Source organism: Pseudomonas parasichuanensis (assembly GCF_021601385.1).
GTDB classification, from domain to species: Bacteria; Pseudomonadota; Gammaproteobacteria; order Pseudomonadales; family Pseudomonadaceae; genus Aquipseudomonas; species Aquipseudomonas parasichuanensis.
Genome location: NZ_BQHO01000008.1, coordinates 55,435 through 79,489, shown reverse-complemented (window position 1 = coordinate 79,489; position 24,055 = coordinate 55,435). Strand labels below are relative to the sequence as shown.

The following is a 24,055-nucleotide window of genomic DNA, read 5'->3' as shown; positions in this document are numbered from 1 at the left end:
GCATGTGCTTGTGTAGGAGCGGCCTTGTGCCGCGATAGGGCTGCGAAGCGGCCCCAGGATATCAGCTTCACTTCATGGACTGCCGGGGCCGCTTTGCGGCCCGTTCGCGGCACAAGGCCGCTCCTACAGGCTCGCCCAGTCTTTAGGGCTTGCCGCTGGCGCCTTCACCTTGGCGCCCCATGCCCTCTGAGCCACTGTCCCCCAACCCCGGCAGATCGCGATCATCATTCTGCTCGGCCGCCGGGCTGTCCGGGTCATTGCCCTTGATCCGCGGGTCGGTATCCCGAGGCATGGGCTTCTCGATAGGGTTCAGGGTGCTGTCCACGCCCGGTTGTGGTGCCGGGTTGTGCGGATCGTCGGGGTAGGTGGCGCCGGTGCCGACGGCGAACGCCAACGGCGAGGCGAAGAGGGCGGCGAGCAGGAAGGAACGGCTCATCGGGAAGGCTCCTTGGCGACCAAAAGGCATCGGCCCCGCTTGCGCAGGGCCGCTGTCTCACTTGGGCCACGCCCTCGTCAGCAAGTTGCCATGACCCTGATCAACGGTCACACCACCTGGGCCAGCAACATGATGAAGATGATGCCGACCACCGACAGGATGGTCTCCATCATGCTCCAGGTCTTGAAGGTCTCGGCCACGGTCATGTTGAAGTACTGCTTGACCAGCCAGAAGCCGGCGTCGTTGACGTGGGACAGGATCAGCGAGCCTGCGCCGGTGGCCAGCACCAGCAGTTCGCGGTTGACGCCCGGCACCAGGTCGATCACCGGCGCGACGATGCCGGCGCCGGTGATGGTGGCGACCGTCGCCGAGCCTGTGGCAATCCGGATCACCGCCGCCACCAGCCAGGCCAGCATGATCGGCGAAATCTCGGCCTGCACCGCCATCTGCCCGATCACGTTGCCCACGCCGGTGTCCACCAGCATTTGCTTGAAGCCGCCACCGGCACCGACGATCAGCACGATCGCGGCAGTGGGGGCCAGGCTCTGGTCGAGCATCTTCATGATCTGCTGGCGGCTGAAGCCGCGCGCCGAACCGAAGGTATAGAAGGCCAGCAGCAGGGCGGCGAGCAGGGCGGTGATCGGGTGGCCGATCAGGTCCATCCACTGGCGTACGATGTGCTCGGCCGGCAGCACCACGTCGGCGAAAGTCTTGAGCAGCATCAGCACCACCGGCAGCAGCACGGTGATCAGGGTCACGCTGAAGCTGGGCAGGTTCTTCTGGTCGGATTCGCGGGCGATCTGGTCCATCAGCTCCTGGGAAGGGTTGCCGGGGATGTAGCGCGAGATGAAGTTACCGAACAACGGGCCGGCGATGACCGCTGTGGGCAGGGCGACCAGCAGGCCGTAGAAGATGGTCTTGCCGATATCGGCGTGGAAGATGCCGATCGCCAGCAATGGCCCCGGGTGCGGCGGCACCAGGCCGTGCACCACCGACAGGCCGGCCAGCAGCGGGATGCCGATCTTCACCAGCGATACCCCGGAGCGGCGAGCGACGATGAACACCAAGGGGATCAGCAGCACGAAGCCGATTTCGAAGAACAGCGGGATGCCCACCAGGAAAGCGGCGAACATCATTGCCCAATGCACCTTCTGCTTGCCAAACGCGCGAATGAGCGTCTGGGCGATCTGGTCGGCGCCGCCGGAGTCGGCCATCAGCTTGCCGAGCATGGTGCCCAGCGCAAGGACGATGCCGACAAAGCCCAACACGCCGCCAAAGCCGTCCTGGAACGATTTCATCACCTTGGCCACCGGCATGCCGGAGGTCAGGCCAAGAAAACCAGCGGCCAGGGTCAGGGCAACGAAGGGGTGGACCTTGAAATGGGTGATCAGCAGGATCAGCCCGATGATGGTGACCATCGCGTCGAGCAACAGGAAGGTATCAGTAGCCAGTCCGAACATGGTTCGTAAGCCTCGGTCTTGTCGTTGTTGTTTTGGCGTAGCTTGGTTTTTGCACGTTCGCCGCTTTCAGGTGGCGAGATAGCGCTATCTTTGGTGAGCCGGAAAACCGCCGGGTCAGGCAGTCCGCGCCAGTGGCCGCTCACCGCAGGGCTTTAGCCAGTCGTGTACGGTCTCGGCGATGGCCTCGATCGGGCGGGTGGCATCCAGCGCCAGGGTCAAGGGTTCGCCGCGGGGCGACTCCAGGGCGGCGAACTGGCTGTCGATCAGGCTGGCCGGCATGAAGTGGCCGGGGCGGGCGAGGACGCGTTTTTCGGCTTCCTGCGGGGTCAGCTCGAGGAACACGAAACCCAGCTCTGGCACGGCCTGGCGCAAGGTTTCGCGGTAGCGGCGTTTGAGGGCCGAGCAGGTGAGGATCGGGCGCTCGCCGGCCGTGATGATGGTCTGCAGCTCTTCGCCCAGGCGCACCAGCCAGCCGGCGCGGTCGTCATCATCGAGGGGGATGCCAGCGCTCATCTTGGCGATGTTGGCGGCAGGGTGGAAAGCATCGCCTTCAACCAGGCGGCCTCCGCTGCGCGCAGCAATGGCGGCACCGATGCTGCTTTTGCCGCATCCAGCCACGCCCATTACCACTATCGCGGACAGGGGAAAGTTCATCGGTACCTCCTGCTGGGTGAGATAGCGCTGTCTCGGCCAAGGCGTAACGAGAGTGCCAGCGCCACCCTCCCGGGTGTTATTGATTTTGTCTTAGGCAGTATGGACGCTGCATGCATGGCTGCTACCAAGATTGCATTGCCTGCATCCAGAGACAGCGCTACCTTAGTGACCGTTCCCCATTCCTGCAAGTAGTAAAATTACAACATTCATGTCTCGCATCGGCTCGCGTACCACAGGTCGTCCCACTCTGGCGGAAGTCGCCAGGCTTTCCGGGGTTTCCCCGATTACCGCTTCCCGCGCCCTGCGCGGCGTCAGCACTGTGGCACCGGAACTGGTGGCCAAGGTCGTGGCGGCGGCAGGCAGCCTGGGCTACGTTGCCAACCCGGCGGCACGGGCCTTGGCCTCGGCGCGTAGCCAATCGGTGGTGGTGCTGATCCCGTCATTGTCGAACCAGCTGTTCATCGACACCCTTGAAGCCATTCACGAGGTGATGCGCCCGCGTGGGTTGGAAGTGCTGATCGGTAACTATCACTACGATATTGCCGAGGAAGAAAACCTGATTCGCAACTACCTGGCCTATCAGCCCTGCGGCATGTTGCTCACTGGTTTCGAGCGCAGCGAGGGGGCGCGGCAGTTGCTTGCCGCCAGCCATGTGCCCTGCGTGCACATGATGGAGCTGGGGGGTGAGGCCGGGGCCTTGTCGGTGGGGTTCTCCCAGCACCAGGCTGGGCGTGCGGCGGCGCAGCACCTGATTGCACGTGGGCGGCGGCGGCTGGGGTTCATTGCGGCGCAACTGGACCCTAGGGTGATGCAGCGTGCGGAGGGCTTCCGCCAGGCGTTGGCGGAGGCTGGCTTGCAGGCGCCGGAGCTGGAATTGCTCGACCCGCAGCCTTCGTCGATTGGCTTGGGGGGGGCGTTGTTTAGCCGGTTGCTGGCGCAGGCGCCGGATGTCGATGGGGTGTTCTTCTGTAACGATGACCTTGCGCAGGGGGCGGTGCTGCAGGCGTTGCGTGAGGGGGTTGCGGTGCCTGGGCGGGTGGCGATGATCGGGTTCAACGATTTGCCGGCTTCGGCGCATATGGTGCCGCCGTTGACGTCGATTCGTACGCCGCGGGCGGCGGTTGGGCGGGGGGCGGCGCAGGCGTTGCTGGCGATGCTTGATGGTAAGCGGGTGGTTGCTGAGCAGCAGGATCTGGGGTTTGAGTTGATGCAGCGGGAGAGTTCTTGATCGTTGTTTTCAAGTTTCGAGTTTCATGAGCTTTGTTGTGTGTTGGTTTTGATAGTTTTATGCGCATTCATTTGTGATGTCGACGCGTAGTCACCTTTCCGCCCTTACGCAAGGGCGGAAAGGTGACTAAAAGTCGCCATCGCCGCCGAATGCGCATATATCTATCAAAACTCACACTCTGAAAGCCGAAGCCACTACCCTCAAAACGGCACCGCCACCGTCAACTGGCTATACACATTGGTCCCACTCCCCACCTGATTCCCCCCATTGCTCTCATCCTTGCGCGGCTTGAACAACCCCACCAGCGGCGTAACGATCAGATGCTCATTCACCGCCCATTCCACATACAGATCCAGCTCCTGCGCATCAAGGTTCAGCGTGTCCCGCGTACGCACCGTATTGAAGTCAAAGAACAACGCCCCAACCGTGACATTGTCCCGCGGCGTAGCCTTCAACCCGACATGGTGAATCCCGCTATTGGTATTGAACGGCCCGGCATAGTTACCCGCCACCTCACCCTGAATCCACGTGCCATAACCACTGGAAAGCCCGGTAAACAGAAGATCCCAGCCCGCCGAATAACGCGTGTAGCGGTAGGTCAACTGCGGCGCCCAGGGTGCCTCGGCAAAGGTGTAACCCGCCTCGGCGTACCAGGCCGTCTCGTGGCCGCCGCGCTTGTCCTGCCAGGCGTATTCAAAGGCAAGGCGAGTGTTCTCAAGCCCGGCGCTACCTTCGCCACGCAAGCTGTAAACGTCCATGCCTTCGCGGGCCTTCTGGAACTCACTGGCCCACTGATCGGCAACATCGATACCGTGGATGTAAGTCATCCCCAAAGTGCCAAGTTCGTTTGTGTAGTCCAAGGTCCCGGCAGCCAGCTCAGTCTCGGCCTGTGCTCGGTTATCGGACTTCAACCACAGCACACTGCCGTGCAGCCCCTCGTTACCCCCAAGGCGCAACATGGCCGTGCGATCAAACGCGTGACGGGCACCCAGGTAGAAACCACCACCCCGGTTCAGCTGGCCATCGGCCGGGCCCTTGCCAAGGTTGGGGCCGTCATCGTTGATCAGGAAACCGTTGCCCAACTTGATCACCTGGCGACCGCCGGAAACATCCACGCCATCCTTGCCCAGCAGCGGGAACAAGTCACCCGACCGCCAGCCAAGGTACGCATCCTCGATCTTGGTGGTGCGCTCCGAGCCATCCTGGTTGCCGGCAGCATCGCCATCGCCCCAGGCGCCGGAGCTGACCCAGTTCAACGCGCCATACAGGCTGCCATTGCCTGCCAGGCCCTGGTCGCCGCTCAGTCCGTACTTGATGAAACCTTCGCGCCAGGTCGAGCCGCCGGGCGTGCCGTCGTAGTTGTGGCGGCTGTTGAACATGCCCCACACCGCCAGCACATCGGCGTTCAGGTGGGAGTCGTCGTCGGCATACAGCTCGTAGGCCGAGGTGGCCGGGCCGTTGACCAGCAGCGCCAGGGCGGTGGCCAGCGCGGTGCGGCGTGGAGTGAGACGCATGGATCGTTCCTCGTTTGTTGTGTGCGGTCTTGGGTGCCGCGTTGTTGTGGAGGCAGGGGTGTCTGAAGCGACGGGCCATTAGCGCGCGGATCACCGGGGCGGGTCTTGCCCGTGGCTGCCAGCGCACTTGCACGTCGCCGCCAGGGCAGATCAGGGGCTGGCCAGGGTCTCGGGCAGGGTGGCGCCGCCATCGACGATCAGGGTCTGGCCGGTGATGTAGCTCGCCGCGTCCGAGGCAAGGAACAGCATCGCCGCCGCGATATCGGCGGGTTCGCCCAGGCGCCCGAGCGGTACCCCGGCAGCGATCCGCGCATTGAGGGCCGGGTCACCGAGGTTGCCCATGGCCGGGGTGCGTACCATGCCCGGCTCTACACCATTGACCCGCACGTTCAGCGGTGCCAGCTCCAGCGCGGCATTGCGGATGAAGCCGTTGACCCCGGCCTTGGACGCGGCGTAATGGCTCAGGCCCGGGTAGGCCACCCGGGGGCCGGTCACCGATGAGGTGGCCAGCACGCAGCCGCCGCCCTGGCGACGGAACAGCGGCAGCGCCGCCTGGGTCAGCCAGAACAGCGCGCCCAGGTTGACCGCCAGCGTGCGTTGCAGCAGTGCCGGGGTGATGTCGGTGAAGGGTGTGAGCGGAAAATACGCGGCGTTGTGCACCAGCACGTCGAGGCGATCCAGCCCGGCCAGCAGGGTTGCGATTGCCTGCTCGTCAGCGAGGTCCACGGCCAGCCCCTCGACCTCATGGCCCAAGGCGAGCTGCACCTTGACCATCTGCCGCAGCGCAGTCGGATCAAGGTCCACTGCGAGCACGCGCGCCCCAGCTCGGGCAAACCCCTCGACAATGGCCTGGCCGATGCCACCCGCAGCGCCGGTCACCAGCACCCTGTGCCCCTGAAAGTCATGACGGGCGCTCATGGCTGTGGCTCCAGACGGGTGTAGGCCAGGGTGGGTACATCGACCACGGTTGCGCCGCCGTCGGCGGTGATTACCGCACCCGTGACGATGCTTGCCGCCGGGCTGACCAGGAACTCGCACACGGCGGCAATCTCGTCGCTGCCGGCCGGGCGACGCAGGGGTACATCGGCCGTGACCCTGCGGTAGGCGGCGTCGAGGTCTTCCTGGTGATGGGCCATCAATACCTGCATTTCCTCATCGGCCATGGGCGTGCGCACCCAGCCCGGGCAGACGCAGTTCACCCGCACGCCGGCCGGGCCGTAGTCGCGGGCCAGTGAACGGCTCAGGCCGACCAGCGCGTGCTTGGCCGTGGTATAGCCGCACACCTCGGGCCCTGCCGCCAACGACGCGATGGAACCCAACAGCACCAAGCTGCCTTGCCGGCGCATCAGCAATGGCAGGCAGGCGCGGGCCGTGTGGAAGGCGCTGTCGAGGTTGCTGCGCATTGCCGCCTGCCAGGCCTCGTCGCTGGTCTCGGTGGCCCGGCCCAGGCCATGGCCGCCGGCGCAGGCGATCACCGCGTCCAGGCCGCCGAACCGCGCCTCCAGCTGTTCGATGAAGCCGCGCCAGGTGGCGCTGTCGGCCGCATCCCCCGCCAGCACCAGGCCACTGGTAGCCCGGGCGACGCGCTCCAGCGCCTCGCGGCGGCGGCCCACCAGTGCCACCTGCCAGCCCTGGGCTGCCAGGCGCAGGGCACAGGCTTCACCGATGCCGCTGCCGGCCCCGGTGATCAACACACTGCGGCTCACTGCGGGTACTCCGTGCGGTTGACTACCCGGCAATACGACGACACCGGGAAATTGGCCAGGGCATCGAAGCTGCCGCCCGCGTAGCCGAAGATCTTGCCGTCGCTGCGGTGCTGCTGCAGGTCGATCATCACCAGCCCCAGGGTCGGCACGATCTTCTCGCACCAGACGAACAGGTACAGCTGCTCGGCGATCTTGTAGTAATGGGCGCGGTCGGTGTCGCACAGCCCCTGCTCGACGCCCTTCAGGCACTGCCAGCTGTAGTAGTCGGGGTTGAGGTAGATGTGCTCGTATTCCTCGGTGGGGCTGTAGCGGTAGTGGTTGCGCAGGCCCACCAGCTCGCGAGTCGGTACATGTGGGCAGGCGCCGTCCTGCCAGGGGCGGTCGAGGGTGCCGTGCAGGAAGGTGGCCTCGACGCCGGTCAGCACTTCACCGGCCAGGGCCAGGTCGTACAGGCCACGCTGGGTGCGGGCCTGGTCGGGCAGGCGGCCAAGCACGGCGGTGAAGGATTGGCTGAGGGTGTCGAGCACCAGCGACACCGACCAGGCCTGGCCGCCTTCGTGCTTGATGAAATCCACCAGGTAGATACCGTCGCGAACCGAAGTGGCGCGGTAGCTGGCAGTGCCCTGGCTGTGGCCGTCGGCGGCGTGCCAGTGCAGCTGTTCGGCGTCGAAGCGGTGTTCGATCAGCCAGCCGTTGGCGAAGTGCAGGGTGAGGCTGCGCCCGCTCAGGTCGGCGCGTTGCGGCAGGATGAAGGCTTGCGGGGCGAAGCCCTCGGCGAGGGCGCCTACGGTGATCCAGTCGGAGGGTTTGGACATGTGCGTGACTCCTGGGGTTAAGGTGCCCACAGGGTGCAACGCGGCGCTGCGGCCCGGTATCAACCGGAAGGTTGAGTCACAGGTACAGCAACGCCACCAGCTCGGTGCGGTTGCTCACCCCGAGCTTGCGGAACAGGTTGATCAGGTGGGTCTTGACGGTGGGCAGGCCGACCTCCAGCGCCCGGGCGATCAGTTTGTTGCTGTGGCCTTGGCGCAGCAGTTCGGCAATCTGCCGTTCACGGGGGGTGAGTTCGACTGCTGCCGGCCTTTGCGCCGAGGGCTGGCTGGCCACCGCCAATTGCATCAGCCCGTGCAATGGCAGCAGGCGTTGCAGTTCGTCCGGGCGAAACTCGCCCTGGCTTGCGCAGCGCAACAGCGAGACCCCGGCCAGCGGCCGGCCGCCAACCTGGGCGATGATCTCCACCACATCCACCACCTGGTGCCGGGCCAGAAAGCCCCGGTAGGTGTTGCCCTGGGCCTCCGGCAGGTGGGCCAGGCCCTGGCGCAGCGACACCACCGGCGTGCCGATGGCCAGGCAGCGCGACGGTTGCAGTGGGTCGTAGGCGCGATAGTGCTGCAGGTAGCGCGCATGCATGGGCGCCTGCAGGTCCTGCAACAGAAAGTCGCAGGCCTGCAGGCCTGGGTCGATGCGGTAGAACGCCGCCAGCGACGCCGGCACCTGCTGGCTGAACGCCTGCAGGCAGTAACGGCCCAGGTTGTCGTGCAGGTTCAATAGCGAATCATCACAGACTTGAGCTCGGTGAAGTCGTCGATGAACGCCGAGCCGAACTCGCGGCCGATGCCGGAGGCCTTGATGCCGCCGAACGGCACCGCCGGGTCGAGCAGGGTGTGCATGTTCACCCACAGCGTGCCGGCCTGGATTTCCGGGATCAGGCGCATGGCCTTGCCCAGGTCGTTGCTCCACAGGCTGGCGGAGAGGCCGTAGGGCGTGGCGTTCATCAAGTGCAGCAGCTGTTCTTCGTCGTCATAGGGCAGGAAGGTTGCCACCGGGCCGAAGGTTTCCTGGTTGAGCAGGGTGTCGCCGGCGCTGTTGGCGAGGATCACCGTGGGCTCGACAAAGCAGCCCGGGCCGTCGCCAATGCGGCCGCCATGGATGATCCGGCTGCCTTCGGCGCGGGCGGTGGCAAACAGCTCGGCCAGTTTCAACTGGTGCGGCTTGTTGGCCACCGGGCCGAACTGGGTGCTCTCGTCCAGCGGCGAGCCGAATTTCAGCTGGCCCAAACGGTGCGACAGCGCTTCGAGCATTGGCTCGATCCGCGAGCGATGGACGAAGAAGCGCTCACCCGCCGCGCAGATCTGCCCGGAATGCAGGAAGCCCGCTTCGATGATGCCGTCCACCGCCTTGTCGATGCCGACATCGGGCAGGAACGCCACCGAGTTCTTGCCGCCCAGCTCCAGGGTGGCGCGGGTCAGCTTGGCGCCCATGGCCGCCTGGCCCACGGCGATGCCCGTGGGCACGGAGCCGGTGAACGACACCTTGTCAGTGCCCGGGTGCTCGACCAGCGCCTTGCCCACCAGGCCGCCGCCGGTCAGCACGTTGAGCGCGCCCGGTGGCAGGCCGGCTTCGGTGGCCAGTTCGGCAATACGCAGCAAGGTCAACGGGGTGAACTCGCTGGGCTTGAGCACGATGCTGCAACCGGTGGTCAGTGCCGAGGCCAGCTTCCAGATGGCGATCATGGTGGCGAAGTTCCACGGCACGATGCCCACCACCACGCCGATCGGCTCGCGCAGGGTGAAGGCGCTGTAGCGCTCACCAGCGAAAGAGGGCAGCGACGGGGTGATGGTCTGGCCGGTGATCTTGGTCGCCCATCCGGCGTAGTAGCGCAAGAAATGCGCCGCCTGTTCCACCTCGAAGGCGCGGGAAATGTTGATCAGCTTGCCCGACTGCAAGGTTTCCAGCTGGGCCAGTTCCTCGCGGTTGGCCTCCAGCAGGTCGGCCAGTTTGAACAGCACCGCGGCGCGGGCGGCGGGGCTGGTGCGCGACCAGGCGTTGAAGCCCTGGCGGGCGGAGTCGACGGCCTGCTCGACATCGGCCTGGCAGGCGTCTGCCACCTCGGCGATGGCCTCGCCATTGGCCGGGTTGACCACCTTGATCCGTGCGCTCGACTGGCTGGCGACGGCCTGGCCGTGGAGGTACAGGCCGTGGTGGCGGCCAAGGAAGGCAGTGACGCTGGGGAGGAGGGGGATGTCGCTCATGCGGGGTGCTCCGGGCAATGAATGGCTTGCGGCACACGCCGCCCCCGTGTAGGAGCGGCCTTGCGCCGCGAAAGGGCCGCGCAGCGGCCCCGGCAAGTTTCAATACCCCGCAGATTAAATGCCGATCCCCCTCGATGCTTGCCTCCCTCTGCCACCCCCATGACCCTGCCTGCCAGCCACACATCCACCCCATGAAAAATACAATCCGAGGTGCGGAAGTTGCATTTTCCAGTCGTTCCCAGGCTCCCATACTGACCCGGCATTCATCAGTGAGCCGCCACTACCAGGCACCGCTCGCCAGGGTCCAATAACAATGAGCCAGACCATGAAAAAGCCAAACTCCCTGCTCGAAGACCTCAAGCCCCTGCTGCCTGCCATCGCCGCCCGTGCCGACCAGGCCGAGCGCGAGCGCACCGTGCCCGCCGAAAACATCGCCCTGCTCAAGGGCATCGGCCTGCACCAGGCCTTCCTGCCCAAGCCCTACGGCGGCCTGGAAATCAGCCTGCCGCAGTTCGCCGAATGCATTGCCGCCCTGGCCGGCGCCTGCGCCAGCACCGCCTGGGCCATGAGCCTGCTGTGCACCCACAGCCATCAACTGGCAATGTTCCCCAAGCAACTACAGGACGAAGTCTGGGGCGACAACCCGCACGCCACCGCCAGCAGCAGCATTGCCCCCTTCGGCCGTACCGAAGAGGTCGAGGGCGGCGTGCTGTTCAGCGGCGAGATGGGCTGGAGCAGCGGTTGCGACCACGCCGAGTGGGCGATCATGGGCTTTCGCCGCGCCAATGCGCAGGGCGGCCAGGACTACTGCTTCGCCGTGCTGCCGCGCAGCGACTACCAGATCCGCGACGACTGGTTCGCCGCCGGCATGCGCGCCAGTGGCAGCCGCACGCTGATCGTCGAGCGCGCCTTCGTGCCCGAGCACCGTATCCAGAAGGCCAAGGACATGATGGAGGGCGCCTCGGCGGGCTTTGGCCTGTACCCGGACAGCGCGATCTACTTCAACCCGTACCGCCCGTACTTCGCCAGTGGCTTTTCCACCGTCAGCCTCGGCATCGCCGAGCGCATGCTCGAAGCCTTCAAGGACAAGACCCGCAATCGCGTGCGGGCCTACACCGGCGCAGCCCTCGGCGCGGCCACCCCGGCGCTGATGCGCCTGGCCGAGTCCACCCACCAGGTCGCTGCGGCCCGTGCGCTGCTGGAGAAAAGCTGGGAGCAGATCGCCGACTACAGCGCACGCCACCAGTACCCGACTCGTACCGAGCTGGCCTACTGGCGCACCAACCAGGGCTATGCGGTCAAGCTGTGCATCCAGGCCGTGGACCGGCTGATGGAAGCCGCCGGTGGCGGCGCCTGGTTCGACAGCAGCGAGATGCAGCGGCTGTTCCGCGACGCGCACATGACCGGCGCCCATGCCTACACCGATTACGACGTCTGCGCGCAGATCCTCGGCCGTGAGCTGATGGGCCTGGAGCCGGATCCGGCGATGACCTGATCGACCGTGTCGCCCCCATCGCCGGCAAGCCGGCTCCCACAGGGCTGCGCTGTAGCTTGTGGGAGCTGGCTTGCCAGCGATGAGGCCCTCAGCCCAATAACAAGAACCGGAGCCTTGCATGACTACCCCCTTCGATACCCGTGCCTTCCGCCGCGCCCTGGGCAACTTCGCCACCGGCGTGACCGTGATCACCGCCGCCGACGCCGCCGGCAACAAGGTCGGCGTCACCGCCAACAGCTTCAACTCGGTATCCCTCGACCCGCCGTTGATTCTCTGGAGCATCGACAAACGCTCCAGCAGCCACGCCGTGTTCGACGCCGCCGAGCACTTCGCCGTCAACGTGCTGGCCGCCGACCAGATCGACCTGTCCAACACCTTCGCCCGCCCCAGTGACGACCGCTTTGCCGGTATCGATTACCAGGCAGGCGAGGGCGGCGCGCCCTTGCTGCCCGACTGCGCGGCGCGCTTCCACTGCCAGAAATTCCAGCAACTGGACGGCGGTGACCACTGGATCCTGGTCGGCAAGGTGCTGGCCTTCGACGACCTTGGCCGCTCGCCGTTGCTGTACCACCAGGGCGCCTATTCCATGGTCCTGCCGCATACGCGCATGACCCGCCGTGCCGAAGGCGCGCCGGCCAGCAGCCATTTTCAGGGCCGCTTGCAGCACAACCTGTACTACCTGATGACCCAGGCCCTGCGCGCCTACCAGGCCAGCTACCAGCCGCGCCAGTTGGCCACCGGCCTGCGCACCAGCGAGGCACGCATGCTGATGGTGCTGGAACACGATGCTGGGCTGGCCCAGGCCGAGCTGTTGGGCGAAGTGGCGATGCCCGAGCGCGAGGTGAGCGAAGCCATCGCCAACCTGACCCGCAAGGGGCTGGTCACCGACGACAACGGCCGGGTGTGCCTGACCGAGGCCGGGCGTGAAGAGACCGAAGGGCTGTGGAGCATTGCCAAGGCCCAGCAGGACCAGGTGTTCGGCCAGTTCAGCGAGGCGCAGCTGGAAACCTTCAAGACCGTGCTCAAGGCGATCATCAGCCACTGAACCCTGGCAGCCAAGGTCAAGCCAACGGCAGGCCGGCGCAAGACGACGGCCGACGACTTGGGTTGAACTCGCGCTTTTGTTCGACGGCTCAAGGGGGCGCGCATGTTGTTTCGCAATGAACGTTGGGTGGCCGCGCTGGCCGAGGCGCTGACCCGCTTTGGCCAGGGCGAGATTGCCGAAAGCCTGGTGGAGGTGCGCCGCCACCCGCCCTTGTTGCAGGCCCTGCAAACGGTGGAGCAGCAACGCCAAGGCCAGGCGCAGCAGTTGCAGGCGCAGGCACAAGAGCTGCAGTTACTGGGTGAAACGCTGGCCAGCCAGCAACGGATGCACGCGCAGCAGCTAGCGGCACAACAGCAGTTGCAAGGCGAATGCGACCTGCTGCGTGAACAACTGGGTCAACTGGTGCTGGCCAGTGAAGTGCACCAGCGCCAGGCGCATTTCTGGAGCCTGCTGCAAACCACCCTGACCGAGGGCACCTGGGACATAGAGGTTGCCCAAGGCGACGTACACCACCCCCTCAGCCGCATGCGCCTGTCCGATGCCTTCCGCGCGGTGATGGGCTACGGCCCCAAGGAGCTGGCCGATGGCTGGGATGCCCAGGTCGGCATTACCCACCCCGACGACCTGGCGCAGATCATGGCCATCTTCGAGCGCGAGATCCTGGGCGCCCATGCCAGTGGCGAGTATGTGTTCGAGTACCGCATGCGCCACAAGCAACGCGGCTACATCTGGTGCCGTGAACGCGGCCGCGCGGTGCGCGACGAGCACGGCGTGCTGGTGCGGGTGCTGGGCGCGGTGCGCGACATCAGCGACGAGCGCAACGCCCAGGCCAGCCACCAGCAATTGCAGGCGCACAACGAGGCCACCTATGCGCGGATCGCCACCGCCGTGGGGGTGATTCGCAGCATTGCCGAACAGACCAACCTGCTGGCCCTGAATGCTGCCATCGAGGCTGCCAGGGCCGGGGAGGTGGGGCGCGGTTTCTCGGTGGTGGCCGACGAGGTCAAGAAGCTTGCCGAAAGCACCCGCCAGGCCACCCAGCAGATCCAGGCGATGCTGCAGGGCTGAACTGGCAGCCAGCAACAAGCAAGGCGGCAGGCAGTGGCAAGACCGCTGTGGCGGGGAAAGTCAAAGTGATCGGGTAGTGGTGTCGAGTCCATCGCCAGGCACCCTTACCGAACTCGCGGCGATCGCCAGCACTTGCGGCGCGCCCGGCAAGCCGTCATCTTTCCCTCGTCCAGCCAGGGCCCACTCCATGACAATCAACAATAAGCTCACCGAGCACCTCAACCGCGGCAGCGTCGGCTTCCCCACCGCGCTGGCCAGCACCGTCGGCCTGATCATGGCCAGCCCCGTGATCCTCACCGCCACCATGGGCTTCGGCATCGGCGGCAGCGCCTTTGCCGTAGCGATGGTGATCGCCGCAGTGATGATGCTCGCGCAGTCGACCACCTTCGCCGAAGCGGCAGCGATCCTGCCGACCACCGGCTCCGTGTACGACTACATCAACTGCGGCCTGGGCCGCTTCTTCGCCATCACCGGCACCCTGTCGGCCTACCTGATCGTGCATGTGTTCGCCGGCACCGCCGAAACCATTCTGTCCGGAGTGATGGCACTGGTGAACTTCGAGCACCTCAATACCCTCGCCGAATCCGCCGGTGGCTCCTGGCTGCTGGGGGTGGGCTTCGTGCTGGCGTTCGGCGTGCTCAACGCCTTTGGCGTGAGTGCCTTCGGCCGTGCCGAAGTGGTGCTGACCTTCGGCATGTGGACCACGCTGATGGTGTTCGGCGTGCTCGGCCTGCTGGCCGCGCCGGCGGTGCAGCTGGAGGGGCCGTTCGGTGTGTCGATGGTCGGCACGGACCTTATGACCATCCTCTCGCTGGTGGGCATGGCCATGTTCATGTTCGTCGGCTGCGAGTTCGTCACCCCACTGGCCCCGGAGCTGCGCCGTTCGGCCTGGGTGATGCCCAAGGCCATGGCCCTGGGCCTGTTCGGCGTGGCCAGCTGCATGTTCATCTACGGCGCGGCGATGAAACGCCAGGTGGAGAACGTGCTGCTCGACGCCGCCAGCGGCGTGCACCTGCTGGATACACCCATGGCCATCCCGCGCTTCGCCGAGCAGGTGATGGGCGATATCGGCCCGGTGTGGCTGGGCATCGGCTTCCTGTTCGCCGGCGCCGCCACCATCAACACGCTGATGGCCGGGGTGCCGCGGATTCTCTACGGCATGGCCGTGGACGGCGCGCTGCCCAAGGTATTCACCTACCTGCACCCGCACTTCAAAACGCCGCTGCTGTGCATCCTGGTGGTGGCGCTGATCCCGTGCCTGCACGCCTGGTACCTGGGTGGCAACACCGACAACATCCTGCACCTGGTGCTGGCCGCGGTGTGCGCCTGGAGCACCGCGTACCTGCTGGTGACGTTGTCGGTGGTGGTGCTGCGCATTCGCCGCCCGGACCTGCCGCGTGCCTACCGCTCGCCACTGTTCCCGCTGCCGCAGATCGTCTCCAGCATCGGCATCTTGCTGGGCATGTGGTTCATCACCCCGCCGGGCATGAACCCCGCCGATGTGTATGTGCCGTTTGCCGTGATGCTGGGGGCCACGGCGGCCTATGCGCTGTTCTGGACCCTTTGCGTGCAGAAGGTCAACCCGTTCAAGCCGGCGCGGGTCGAGGATGTGCTGGAGAAAGAGTTCGGCGCCGAACCCGGCCACTTCCACAGCGAGCAGGTGCAGCATGTCGGCAAGCTGGCTTGAACGCCTGACCGGGCCCCGCGCCCCGGCCGGCTACCGGTCGGGGGCGACCCTGGCGCGGCTGCAGCGCAACCTCGGTATGACGGATGTGCAATCCGCAGCAGCGGTGCTGCGCTTTACCTACCGGCAGGATGGTCCGGTGATCGAGGTGTGCGAACGCACCGAAAGCCACCTGCTGATGCACCTGGTGATGTGCGAGTTCAGCCTGTGTGTGCCTGCCTCGGGGCAGGGCAGTGTGCAGCTGGAGATGCATCACCGCGGGGCATTGCGCCGCACCGGCCTGGCTTGCCGCCAGCGCAGTGGTGACAAGGCACTGTTCGAAAGGCTGCAGGCGCGTATCGGCAGCGACAGCGCCTTGCAGGCCGCATTGATGCCGCTGGACTTCAAGCGCCTGAACATTGGCTGCGAGGGTGGCCTGTGGCGGGTCAGCCTGGAGCATATGGGGGCCAGTGAAGTGGTCAACCGTGTGCCAGCGTTCCGCCGCTATATCCCGCTCAGCGCTGAGCAGCGCGGGTATCTCTGGCAGGCCTTTGAAGCGCTGCAACGTATCCTTCTAGCGCTTTGAAAGCGGGAGCGCTCCGCGCTCCTTTCGCGGCACAAGGCCGCTCCTACAGGGGAACGCGATCTCCTGTAGGAGCGGCCTTGTGCCGCGATAGAGCTGCAAAGCAGCCCCGGCATTCTCAACCCATGCGCAAACCCAGAACACCCCTCGCACCTTGGCATAAAACCTGCTCGCTACACCGGCCAACAGATGACAGTTGTGCGTCAATGGATAACATGTTAACAATTGACCCATAACAACAATGCCCGCGTGTGGAGGTTGCCATGCCCCAGCCCGTTTCCCACTGCAGCACCCAGCCGGCCACTGATGGCCTGGATCGCTGGACCGCCGCCATGCAGCAAGTGTGCGGCCGTTTCCAGACTGAACTTGCGTTCAACCGAGCGCTGTTCATCGGCGAGATCGCCACCTTCAACCGCGCAGGCCTGGCCCTGGCCAACCTGCGCACCAATGCCGGCAATATCCGCCGCTTCGGCGACAACCCCGACCGTGACGACGACCAGCACTGCTTCCTGGTCAGCCAGCGCATGGGCTACTCGCGGATCACCCAGGGCGGTGTGAGCCTGCAATTGTCACCCGGCGACCTGCTGCTGATGGACTCGGTCGGCCCGTGCGAGATCACACCATTCGGGCTGATCGAGCACGTCTCGCTGTCGCTGTCCCGCGAGCAGGTGCGCAAGCACGTGACCGGGCAGGGCGCCGCCTTCGGCAAGATCTCCTCGACCAACGCCTGCGGGCGCATGCTGCATTTGCTGATGGACCAGTTGTGCCGCGAGGAGGAAGACGTAGGCGGTGCGCAAGGCGATGCCCTGCAGTCGGCGTTCATTTCCCTGCTGGAGCCCGGTTTCGAGCGTGGCGAGCCCAATACCGCCGCATTGGGCGGGGTGGGCGGCGGCAACCTGCGGGGCTATGTGCAGAAGGTCATCGACGAGTCGCTGGGCCAGCCTGGGCTGACCCCGGCCAACCTGGCCGAGCGGCTGAGCATCTCGGTGCGGCATCTGTACCGGGTGTTCGAGGAGGAGGGTGACAGCGTTTGCCGCTATATCCAGCGTTCTCGCTTGAAGCGTAGTGCTGATGACCTGTCCAACCCGTTTCTCAAGCGCGAGTCGATCACCTCGATCGCGTTCAAGTGGGGGTTTACCGACTCGGCGCATTTCAGCCGGGCGTTCAAGAAGCAGTTCGAGCAGTCGCCGAAGGACTTTCGGGCGATGGCGTTGATGGCGGGGCGCTAAAAGCATCGCCGGCAAGCCGGCTCCCACAGGGTCATGCGATCCCTGTGGGAGCCGGCTTGCCGGCGAAAGGGCCGCAAAGCGACCCCGAGGATGGATCAGGCTACCGCAAGGTAATGCTTCACAAACGTCTCGCTCAACACTTCCCACAACACCGGCGTGCCCTTGGCCACGAACCAGGCATCACCCGCCTTGTAGCGCGTCACCTGCCCGGTGGACTCGTCAGTCAACTGAATCTCCCCCGTCACGATCACCGCCTGTTCACTGAACGGGTAGACCATGCGGAACTTGCCCTGGGTGGTACCAAAATACGCGCTGCTGACCGGGTCGGTCGGCGCGCCGTGGGTCATCTTGCCGTAGCACTTGACCTCGCCTTCGAGGATGGTCGAGCCCAGGTCGGCAACGGTGCCCCAGGCGTCGAGTTCGGACAATTGCACACCCTGGCGGACGGCGGTAAGGGTCATGGTGGTTCTCCTGGTCAGTTCAAAAAAGATCAACGGCGGCCGTTGAAGAAGCCCGACAGCTGATGCACGGTTTTACCGGCAGTCAGCAGCAGTGGGCGAATGTGGTCCTTGCCGAGGATGCGCGCATGCTTGACCGAGCTGATCAGGTCATAGCGGCTGGAGCCTTCGCTCATGCCTTCGGCGAGGATCTTGCAAATGATGTGGCTGGGGGTGACGCCAAACCCCGAGTAGCCCTGCACGTAGAAGGCATTGGGGCGGTTGCTCAGGGTGCCGAGCTGTGGGAACAGGTTGGCGCTGGTGGCCATCGGGCCGCCCCAGGCGAGGTCGATGCGCACGTCCTTGAGGTACGGGAAGATCTTCAGCATCAGGTTGCGGTTCCACGCCTTGAGGTCTTTCGGGATGTGCTCCACGAAAGGCGTGGCGGCGCCAAACAGCAGGCGGTTCTCGCGGGTGACGCGGTAGTAGTCGATCACCGGGCGGATATCGCTGTAGGCGCCGCGGATCGGGCTGATGCGCTGGATCAGTTCATCCGACAACGGCTCGGTCATCAACTGGAAGGCGTAAGTGTTGACGGTGCGCGCATGCAGCTCGGGTTCGAGCTTGTTGAGGAAGCTGTCGCAGGCCCACAGCAGCTTGCTGGCCTTGACCGAGCCACGGCCGGTGCGCACGGTGATGCGCTCGCCATAGTGCACTTCCAGCGCCGGGCTGTGCTCAAAGATCCGTGCGCCATGGCCCACCAAAGCCTGGGCTTCGCCGAGCAGCAGGTTGAGCGAATGCACGTGGCCGCCGCCCATGTGCAGCAGGGCGCTGCTGTAGGCGTCGGAACCGATGATCTGCTTGACCTCGGAGCCCCCCAGGAAGCGGATTTCATCCTTGCCGTTGATGGCCTTGAAGTCTTTCTCCCAGGCGCGCAGGGTTTTTTCCTGGCGGGCGTTGAAGCCCATGTAGCCGTAGCCGTGGCAGAAGTCGGCGTCGATTTGGTAGCGGGCGATGCGGTCCTTGATGATGCCGGCGCCCAGCTCACTGATTTCGAAGATCTCGCGCAGGCCTTGTTCGCCGACGCTGCTCTTGATCTTCTCCAGGTCGTGGCCGATGCCGGCCATGATCTGCCCGCCGTTGCGCCCGGTGCCGCCGAAGCCCAGGTAGCGGGCTTCGAGCACGACGACATTGGTGATGCCTTTTTCGGCCATTTCCAGGGCGGTGTTGATGCCCGAGAAACCGCCGCCGATCACGACTACATCGGCTTCGATGTCGGCTTCAAGGGTGGGGAAGCTGAGGTTGTATTTTTTGGTCGCGGTGTAATAGGTGGGCGTTTCGATGTTGATCATGGCGCAGCCTGGACAGTTGGAATTGTTAGGAAGCAGGGCTTGCACAAGCGCTGGCTGTGGCAGCTATTGGGCACCTAACGCGCGGTAGGTGTCTTGCCTGAGTGTGCCAGGGATTTGATTCTGTGTGACGTTGCCTTTGGTCAGGACCCGCGCTTTTCTGTAGGCGCGGCCTTGCGCCGCGAAAGGGCTGCAAAGCAGCCCCGGCGATTGATGCGTAGACGCCGAAATTGCGGGGCCGCTGCGCGGCCCTTTCGCGGCACAAGGCCGCTCCTACAGTGGGGAAAGCTCGGATTTTTCTACTTTCTTGTAGTCCGTTTCCCATAGATGCTGCGCGCGCCTTTTTTCCCTGCGCACTACCTGAGTGCGCAGGCCAAGGCGTTGATGGATGATGTGGAGCTGGGGATGGCGCATTGAGCTAGGAGCTGTTGGCGACAGACTAGCATTTGGGCTGTGCAACTCCTGTGGGAGCGGGTTTACCCGCGAACACCGGCGAAGCCGGTGCCATCTACCTTGTTGGCTGCTTCGCGGGTAAACCCGCTCCCACAGGGGCCCGGAATGCCGCCGGGTGATTGCTGCTGTCAGTACACCCCGCCCTGGGCAGTCGTACCTACCACCCCTTCCTTGAACGCCCCCACCAACCGCTGCAACCCGCGCATCAACACGGTGGTGTCCACCCCAACGGCAACAAACGCCGCCCCCAGCTCGATATAGCGCCGTGCAAGCGTCTCGTCAGCACTGAGAATCCCCGCCGCCTTGCCCGCCCGGCCAATCCGGACGATGGCGTCTTCGATAGCCGCCTGCACTTCGGGATGCCCCGGGTTGCCCCGGTGCCCCATGGCCGCACTCAGGTCGGCAGGGCCGATAAACACACCATCCACACCTTCAACGGCGCAGATTTCGTCCAGGTTCGCCAACCCCTCGCGGTTCTCGATCTGCACCAGCAGGCACACCTGCTCGTCGGCCAGGTCCAGGTAACCGGGAATGCTGTTCCAGCGCGAAGCCCGGGCCAGCGCACTCCCTACACCACGTACACCGTAAGGCGGGTAGCGCACCGCACGCACCAGCTGGCGGGCCTGCTCGGCGCTTTCGACCATGGGCACCAGCAGGGTCTGGGCGCCGATGTCCAGCAACTGCTTGATCAATGCGGTATCGCCAACCACCGGGCGCACCACCGGCTGACCGGGGTAGGGCGCCACGGCCTGCAACTGGCCGAGCAGGCTGCGCAGGTCGTTGGGCGCGTGTTCGCCGTCGAGCAGCAGCCAGTCGAAACCGGCGTTGGCCGCCAGCTCCGCGCAATACGGGTCGGCCAGGCCGAGCCAAAGGCCAATCTGCGCCTGGCCGCTGCGCAGGCGTTGCTTGAAGGTGTTGATGGGCATGTCCATGGGCAGTCCTCAGACGAAACGGCAGGCAATCGAGCCAAGCTGGTCGTAGTCGACATGAAAGGTGTCGCCGGGGCGGGCCGCCACCGGGCGGGTGAACGAGCCACCGAGGATGATCTGCCCGGCCTCAAGGCCCACGTCATAGGCGGCCAGTTTATTGGCCAGCCACGCCACGCCCTTGGCCGGATGGTTGAGCACGGCGGCAGACACCCCGGACTCCTCGATCACGCCATTGCGGTAGAGCACCGCCGGCACCTTGCGCAGGTCGATATCACCCGGCCGCACGGCGCGACCGCCCATGACCACGCCGGCATTGGCGGCGTTGTCGGAGATGGTGTCGAACACCTTGCGGGTGGCGCCGCTGTGCGGGTCGACCTGCTGGATACGCGCGTCGATGATTTCCAGTGCCGGGATCACCCACTCGGTGGCGTCGAGCACCTCGAACAGGGTGACATTGGGGCCCTTGAGCGGCTTGCCGAGGATGAACGCCAGCTCCACCTCGACCCGCGGCACGATAAAGCGTTCGAAGGGGATGTCGCTGCCTTCGTCGAACAGCATGTCGTCGAGCAGCGCGCCGAAATCCGGCTCGGTGATGTTCGAGGAAACCTGCATGGCCCGTGAAGTCAGGCCGATCTTGTGGCCGACCAGTTTGCGACCGCTGGCGATCTTTTGCGCCACCCAGGCGCGCTGGATGGCGTAGGCGTCCTCGATGCTGATCGAGGGGTGTTCCAGGGAAAACTGACCGACCTGTTCGCGGCTGCGCTCGGCCTGGTCGAGACGGGCGGCGGCTTGCTGGATGATGTGGGCGTCGAGCATTGATGACCTCAGGAGTTCCGGTTGAACAGGGGGTGCAGGCTGCTGTGCTTGGCGTCGTACACCTGGGCCTGGCTTTCGTCGATCTGCAGGGTCACGCCGACCGGGCGCTGCTCCAGCAGCGGGTCGAGGTGGCGGCGCAGCACAGCCAGCAGGTTGTCGCCGACCTGCTGGTGCACCGTGGCGCTGCGCCCGCTGCCCATGCGCAGGTTGGCGTAGACGAAGCCGTAGTCGCCCTGGCCATCGGCGATGGCCGCGTGGGCGGCGGGGTAGGCCAGCACCCGGGTGCCGCCGGTGGGGAATACCTGGCGGCCGTTTTCGTCGCGCTGTTCGAGCATGCAGTCGGCCAGGGCGCGGCACAGGCCGGGCATGTTGCCGTCGGCTTCGATGTCCGGGCTGTAGAGCAGAACCAGATGGGGCATGGCGCGCTCCTTACAGGCGGCTGGTGGAGGTGACGCCGGCCGGGTTGGAGGCCTGGGCGGCGGGGATGGTGCTGCCATCCTGCGGGGTGACCGGGAAGATCGCGTTGATCTGGCCGGTGCCGGACGAGCCGAAATACGGCGTGACCACTTCGGCCTTGCCGTCGTATTTCGACCAGCCGAGCGCGCCAAGCAACATGGCGGTGTCATGCATGAAGCCTTCACCATGGCCCTTGACCGCATACTCCGGCAGCATCGCGCAGAAGTCGGCCCAGTCGCCGTCTTGCCACATCTGCACCACGCGGTGGTCGAGGGTTTCCAGGAACGGGCTCCAGACCTTGGTGGCGAAGTCCGGGGCCTGGCCGTTCTGGGCGAAGCGGTGCGACAACGAGCCGCTGGCGAGGAAGGCCACGGTGCCGTCGTAGTGGTCCTCGACCGCCTTGCGCATGGCCCAGCCCAGGCGGGCGCTGTCGTTGAGGTAATGCGAAGTGCACAGCGCCGAGACCGAGACCACCTTGAAGTGTTGGTCGGTGTTCATGTAGCGCATCGGCACCAGGGTGCCGTACTCCGGGGCGAGCGTGGTGGCGTCGTGGGCCATGGTTTCCACGCCCAGGCGGTTGCATTCCTCGGCGAGGATGCGCCCGAGTTCCGGGTTGCCGGGGAAGCCGTAGTTCATGTTGGCGATGAAGTGCGGCAGTTCGTTGCTGGTGTACAGGCCTTCGAAGTGCGGGGCGCAGTTGATGTGGTAGTTGGCGTTGACCAGCCAGTGGGTGTCGAACACCACCAGGGTGTCGACGCCCAGTGCGCGGCAGCGCCTGCCGATTTCCAGGTGGCCGTCGATGGCCGCCTGGCGAAAGCCCTGGCGCGGGCCGGGCAGTTCCGACAGGTACATCGACGGCACGTGGGTGATCTTGGCGGCGAGAGCGAGTTTGCCCATGGGAATCTCCTGTTAAAGGTTGTTGTTCTGGGTGTCCATGGCGAGGGCTTCGCCCTCGTTTCGCCGGCAAGCCGGCTCCCACAGTGTGCGGTGATCCCTGTGGGAGCCGGCTTGCCGGCGATGGGCTGCACAGCAGCCCCGCTTTACACGCCCCAGCGCGGGATGTGGTGGCTACCCATGGAAATACACACGTTCTTGATCTCGGCAAACACCTCGAAGCTGTACTGTCCGCCTTCGCGACCAGTCCCGGAACCCTTCACCCCACCGAACGGCTGACGCAGGTCGCGCACGTTCTGGCTGTTGATGAACACCATGCCGGCTTCAATGCCACGGGCCAGACGATGCGCCTTGCCGATGTCCTGGGTCCAGATGTAAGACGCCAAACCATATTCGGTGTCGTTGGCCAGCTGCAGCGCCTCGGCTTCGTCCTTGAACGGGATCAGGCACACCACCGGGCCGAAGATCTCTTCCTGGGCAATGCGCATGCGGTTGTTCACATCGGCGAACACCGTTGGCTGGATGAACTGCCCCTTGGCCAGGTGCGGCGGCAGGCCCGACGGGCGCTCCAGGCCACCGGCCACCAGGCGCGCACCTTCCTCGATGCCGATGCGAATGTAGCCGGTGACCTTGTCGTAGTGCTGCTGGGTGATCATCGAGCCTACTTGAGTTTTCGGGTCGGTCGGGTCGCCGACGATCAGGCGTCGGGCGCGGGCGGCGAACTCGCTGACGAAGCGTGGGTACACGCTTTCCTGGATGAAGATGCGGCTGCCGGCGGTGCAACGCTCGCCGTTGAGCGAGAAGATGGTGAACAGCGCGGCGTCCAGGGCACGGTCCAGGTCGGCGTCTTCGAAGATCAGCACCGGCGACTTGCCGCCCAGCTCCATCGAATACTTCTTAAGGCCTGCGGTCTGCATGATCTTCTTGCCGGTGGCGGTGCCGCCGGTGAAGGAGATGGCGCGCACGTCCGGGTGGCGCACCAGGGCATCACCGGCAGTAGCGCCGTAGCCCTGGATCACGTTGAGCACGCCGTTGGGGATGCCGGCCTCGACCGCCAGGCGGCCCAATTCGTTGGCGGTCAGTGGCGACAGCTCGCTCATCTTCAACACCGCCGTGTTGCCCAATGCCAGGCACGGTGCGGTCTTCCAGGTGGCGGTCATGAACGGCACGTTCCACGGCGACACCAGCCCGCACACGCCCACCGGCTGGTACAGGGTGTAGTTGAGCATCTGGTCGTCGACCGGGTAGGTGTGGCCGTCCATGCGCGTGCACACTTCGGCGAAGAAGTCGAAGTTGTGCGAGGCACGGGGGATCAGCACGTTGCGGGTCTGGTGGATCGGCAGGCCGGTGTCCAGGGTTTCCAGCTCGGCCAGTTGTGGCACGTTCTGGTCGATCAGCTCGCCCAGGCGGCGCATCAGCCGGGCGCGTTCCTTGGCCGGGGTGTTGGCCCATTTCGGGAAGGCCTCTTTTGCCGCAGCAACGGCCTGGGCGACTTCCTCGGCACCGCCGCTGGCCACTTCGCCGATGGCTTCACCGGTGGCCGGGTTGTAGTTGATGAAAGTGTCACGGCTCTCGACTTCGCGGCCGTTGATCCAGTGCTTGATCATG

At 65.3% G+C, this 24,055-nt stretch carries 22 protein-coding genes and 2 pseudogenes; 8 read left to right on the top strand and 16 right to left on the bottom strand.

All coding sequences use genetic code 11. The annotated features are described in order from the left end of the window. Positions 1-142: 142 nt before the first annotated feature. From L6D77_RS09055 to L6D77_RS09045, 3 genes are all read right to left on the bottom strand, one after another. Positions 143-436, bottom strand: coding sequence for a hypothetical protein (locus L6D77_RS09055; RefSeq protein ID WP_232881408.1), 294 nt, complete (start codon positions 434-436; stop codon positions 143-145). Positions 437-543: 107 nt separating this feature from the next. Further along, the gene (locus tag L6D77_RS09050) at positions 544-1,896 is read right to left on the bottom strand and encodes a GntP family permease (protein ID WP_125464219.1); all 1,353 of its coding nucleotides are present in this window, start codon (positions 1,894-1,896) and stop codon (positions 544-546) included. Between the two features lie 114 nt (positions 1,897-2,010). Beyond that, positions 2,011-2,550, bottom strand: coding sequence for a gluconokinase (locus L6D77_RS09045; RefSeq protein WP_232881406.1), 540 nt, complete (start codon positions 2,548-2,550; stop codon positions 2,011-2,013). A gap of 208 nt (positions 2,551-2,758) precedes the next feature. On the opposite strand from L6D77_RS09045, the gene gntR reads away from it, so the two are divergent. Beyond that, complete coding sequence (gene gntR, locus L6D77_RS09040; RefSeq protein ID WP_232881404.1) at positions 2,759-3,778, top strand: HTH-type transcriptional regulator GntR; 1,020 nt, start codon at positions 2,759-2,761, stop codon at positions 3,776-3,778. 200 nt (positions 3,779-3,978) lie between these two features. Here the strand turns inward: gntR and L6D77_RS09035 are convergent, their stop codons facing one another. From L6D77_RS09035 to L6D77_RS09010, 6 genes are all read right to left on the bottom strand, one after another. After that, the gene (locus tag L6D77_RS09035; protein ID WP_232881402.1) at positions 3,979-5,292 is read right to left on the bottom strand and encodes an alginate export family protein; all 1,314 of its coding nucleotides are present in this window, start codon (positions 5,290-5,292) and stop codon (positions 3,979-3,981) included. Positions 5,293-5,442: 150 nt separating this feature from the next. Beyond that, positions 5,443-6,210 (bottom strand): SDR family oxidoreductase, encoded by a 768-nt coding sequence (locus L6D77_RS09030; protein WP_232881400.1) that lies wholly within the window; start codon positions 6,208-6,210, stop codon positions 5,443-5,445. Then, a complete protein-coding gene (locus L6D77_RS09025; protein ID WP_232881398.1) occupies positions 6,207-6,998 on the bottom strand; it encodes an SDR family NAD(P)-dependent oxidoreductase in 792 nt (263 codons plus the stop codon). The genes L6D77_RS09030 and L6D77_RS09025 overlap by 4 nt, the downstream gene beginning before the upstream one ends. Then, positions 6,995-7,813 (bottom strand): molybdenum cofactor biosynthesis F family protein, encoded by an 819-nt coding sequence (locus L6D77_RS09020; RefSeq protein WP_232881397.1) that lies wholly within the window; start codon positions 7,811-7,813, stop codon positions 6,995-6,997. The genes L6D77_RS09025 and L6D77_RS09020 overlap by 4 nt, the downstream gene beginning before the upstream one ends. A gap of 76 nt (positions 7,814-7,889) precedes the next feature. Next, the gene (locus L6D77_RS09015) at positions 7,890-8,546 is read right to left on the bottom strand and encodes a helix-turn-helix transcriptional regulator (protein WP_232881395.1); all 657 of its coding nucleotides are present in this window, start codon (positions 8,544-8,546) and stop codon (positions 7,890-7,892) included. Then, positions 8,543-10,030, bottom strand: coding sequence for an aldehyde dehydrogenase family protein (locus L6D77_RS09010; protein WP_232881393.1), 1,488 nt, complete (start codon positions 10,028-10,030; stop codon positions 8,543-8,545). Before L6D77_RS09010 ends, L6D77_RS09015 begins: the two co-directional genes overlap by 4 nt. Before the next feature lie 325 nt (positions 10,031-10,355). Here L6D77_RS09010 and L6D77_RS09005 point away from each other — a divergent pair, with 325 nt between their 5' ends. The 7 genes and pseudogenes from L6D77_RS09005 (at position 10,356) to feaR (ending at position 17,113) form a co-directional block, all read left to right on the top strand. Next, entirely contained in the window at positions 10,356-11,525 is a 1,170-nt protein-coding gene (locus tag L6D77_RS09005; RefSeq protein ID WP_232881391.1) for a p-hydroxyphenylacetate 3-hydroxylase oxygenase component, read from the top strand. Positions 11,526-11,643: 118 nt separating this feature from the next. Further along, the gene (locus tag L6D77_RS09000; RefSeq protein WP_232881389.1) at positions 11,644-12,570 is read left to right on the top strand and encodes a p-hydroxyphenylacetate 3-hydroxylase reductase component; all 927 of its coding nucleotides are present in this window, start codon (positions 11,644-11,646) and stop codon (positions 12,568-12,570) included. Positions 12,571-12,672: 102 nt separating this feature from the next. Continuing rightward, a pseudogene (locus tag L6D77_RS27340) lies at positions 12,673-13,341 on the top strand (PAS domain-containing protein); the annotation flags it as partial. A 54-nt stretch (positions 13,342-13,395) separates the two neighbouring features. Continuing rightward, positions 13,396-13,629 (top strand): annotated as a pseudogene (locus L6D77_RS08990) (methyl-accepting chemotaxis protein); the annotation flags it as partial. 196 nt (positions 13,630-13,825) lie between these two features. Continuing rightward, entirely contained in the window at positions 13,826-15,325 is a 1,500-nt protein-coding gene (locus L6D77_RS08985; RefSeq protein ID WP_232881387.1) for an APC family permease, read from the top strand. Next, positions 15,306-15,887 (top strand): DUF3156 family protein, encoded by a 582-nt coding sequence (locus L6D77_RS08980; RefSeq protein WP_232881385.1) that lies wholly within the window; start codon positions 15,306-15,308, stop codon positions 15,885-15,887. Before L6D77_RS08985 ends, L6D77_RS08980 begins: the two co-directional genes overlap by 20 nt. Before the next feature lie 260 nt (positions 15,888-16,147). Further along, entirely contained in the window at positions 16,148-17,113 is a 966-nt protein-coding gene (gene feaR, locus L6D77_RS08975) for a transcriptional regulator FeaR (protein ID WP_232881382.1), read from the top strand. A 95-nt stretch (positions 17,114-17,208) separates the two neighbouring features. On the opposite strand, the gene L6D77_RS08970 is transcribed toward feaR, so the two are convergent. From L6D77_RS08970 to hpaE, 7 genes are all read right to left on the bottom strand, one after another. After that, positions 17,209-17,574, bottom strand: coding sequence for a cupin domain-containing protein (locus L6D77_RS08970; RefSeq protein ID WP_232881380.1), 366 nt, complete (start codon positions 17,572-17,574; stop codon positions 17,209-17,211). A 29-nt stretch (positions 17,575-17,603) separates the two neighbouring features. Next, positions 17,604-18,902 carry an NAD(P)/FAD-dependent oxidoreductase gene (locus L6D77_RS08965; RefSeq protein WP_232881370.1) on the bottom strand — a complete coding sequence of 433 codons (1,299 nt, stop codon included), beginning with the start codon at positions 18,900-18,902 and terminating at the stop codon, positions 17,604-17,606. A 578-nt stretch (positions 18,903-19,480) separates the two neighbouring features. After that, positions 19,481-20,284 carry a 4-hydroxy-2-oxoheptanedioate aldolase gene (hpaI, locus tag L6D77_RS08960; RefSeq protein ID WP_232881368.1) on the bottom strand — a complete coding sequence of 268 codons (804 nt, stop codon included), beginning with the start codon at positions 20,282-20,284 and terminating at the stop codon, positions 19,481-19,483. Positions 20,285-20,293: 9 nt separating this feature from the next. Continuing rightward, on the bottom strand, positions 20,294-21,097 hold the full coding sequence (hpaH, locus tag L6D77_RS08955) for a 2-oxo-hept-4-ene-1,7-dioate hydratase (protein ID WP_232881366.1): 804 nt from the start codon (positions 21,095-21,097) through the stop codon (positions 20,294-20,296). A gap of 8 nt (positions 21,098-21,105) precedes the next feature. After that, entirely contained in the window at positions 21,106-21,516 is a 411-nt protein-coding gene (locus L6D77_RS08950) for a 5-carboxymethyl-2-hydroxymuconate Delta-isomerase (RefSeq protein ID WP_232881365.1), read from the bottom strand. Positions 21,517-21,526: 10 nt separating this feature from the next. Next, positions 21,527-22,450 (bottom strand): 3,4-dihydroxyphenylacetate 2,3-dioxygenase, encoded by a 924-nt coding sequence (gene hpaD / locus L6D77_RS08945; RefSeq protein WP_232881363.1) that lies wholly within the window; start codon positions 22,448-22,450, stop codon positions 21,527-21,529. Between the two features lie 143 nt (positions 22,451-22,593). Continuing rightward, positions 22,594-24,054 carry a 5-carboxymethyl-2-hydroxymuconate semialdehyde dehydrogenase gene (hpaE, locus tag L6D77_RS08940; RefSeq protein ID WP_232881361.1) on the bottom strand — a complete coding sequence of 487 codons (1,461 nt, stop codon included), beginning with the start codon at positions 24,052-24,054 and terminating at the stop codon, positions 22,594-22,596. Between the last annotated feature and the right edge of the window lies 1 nt (position 24,055).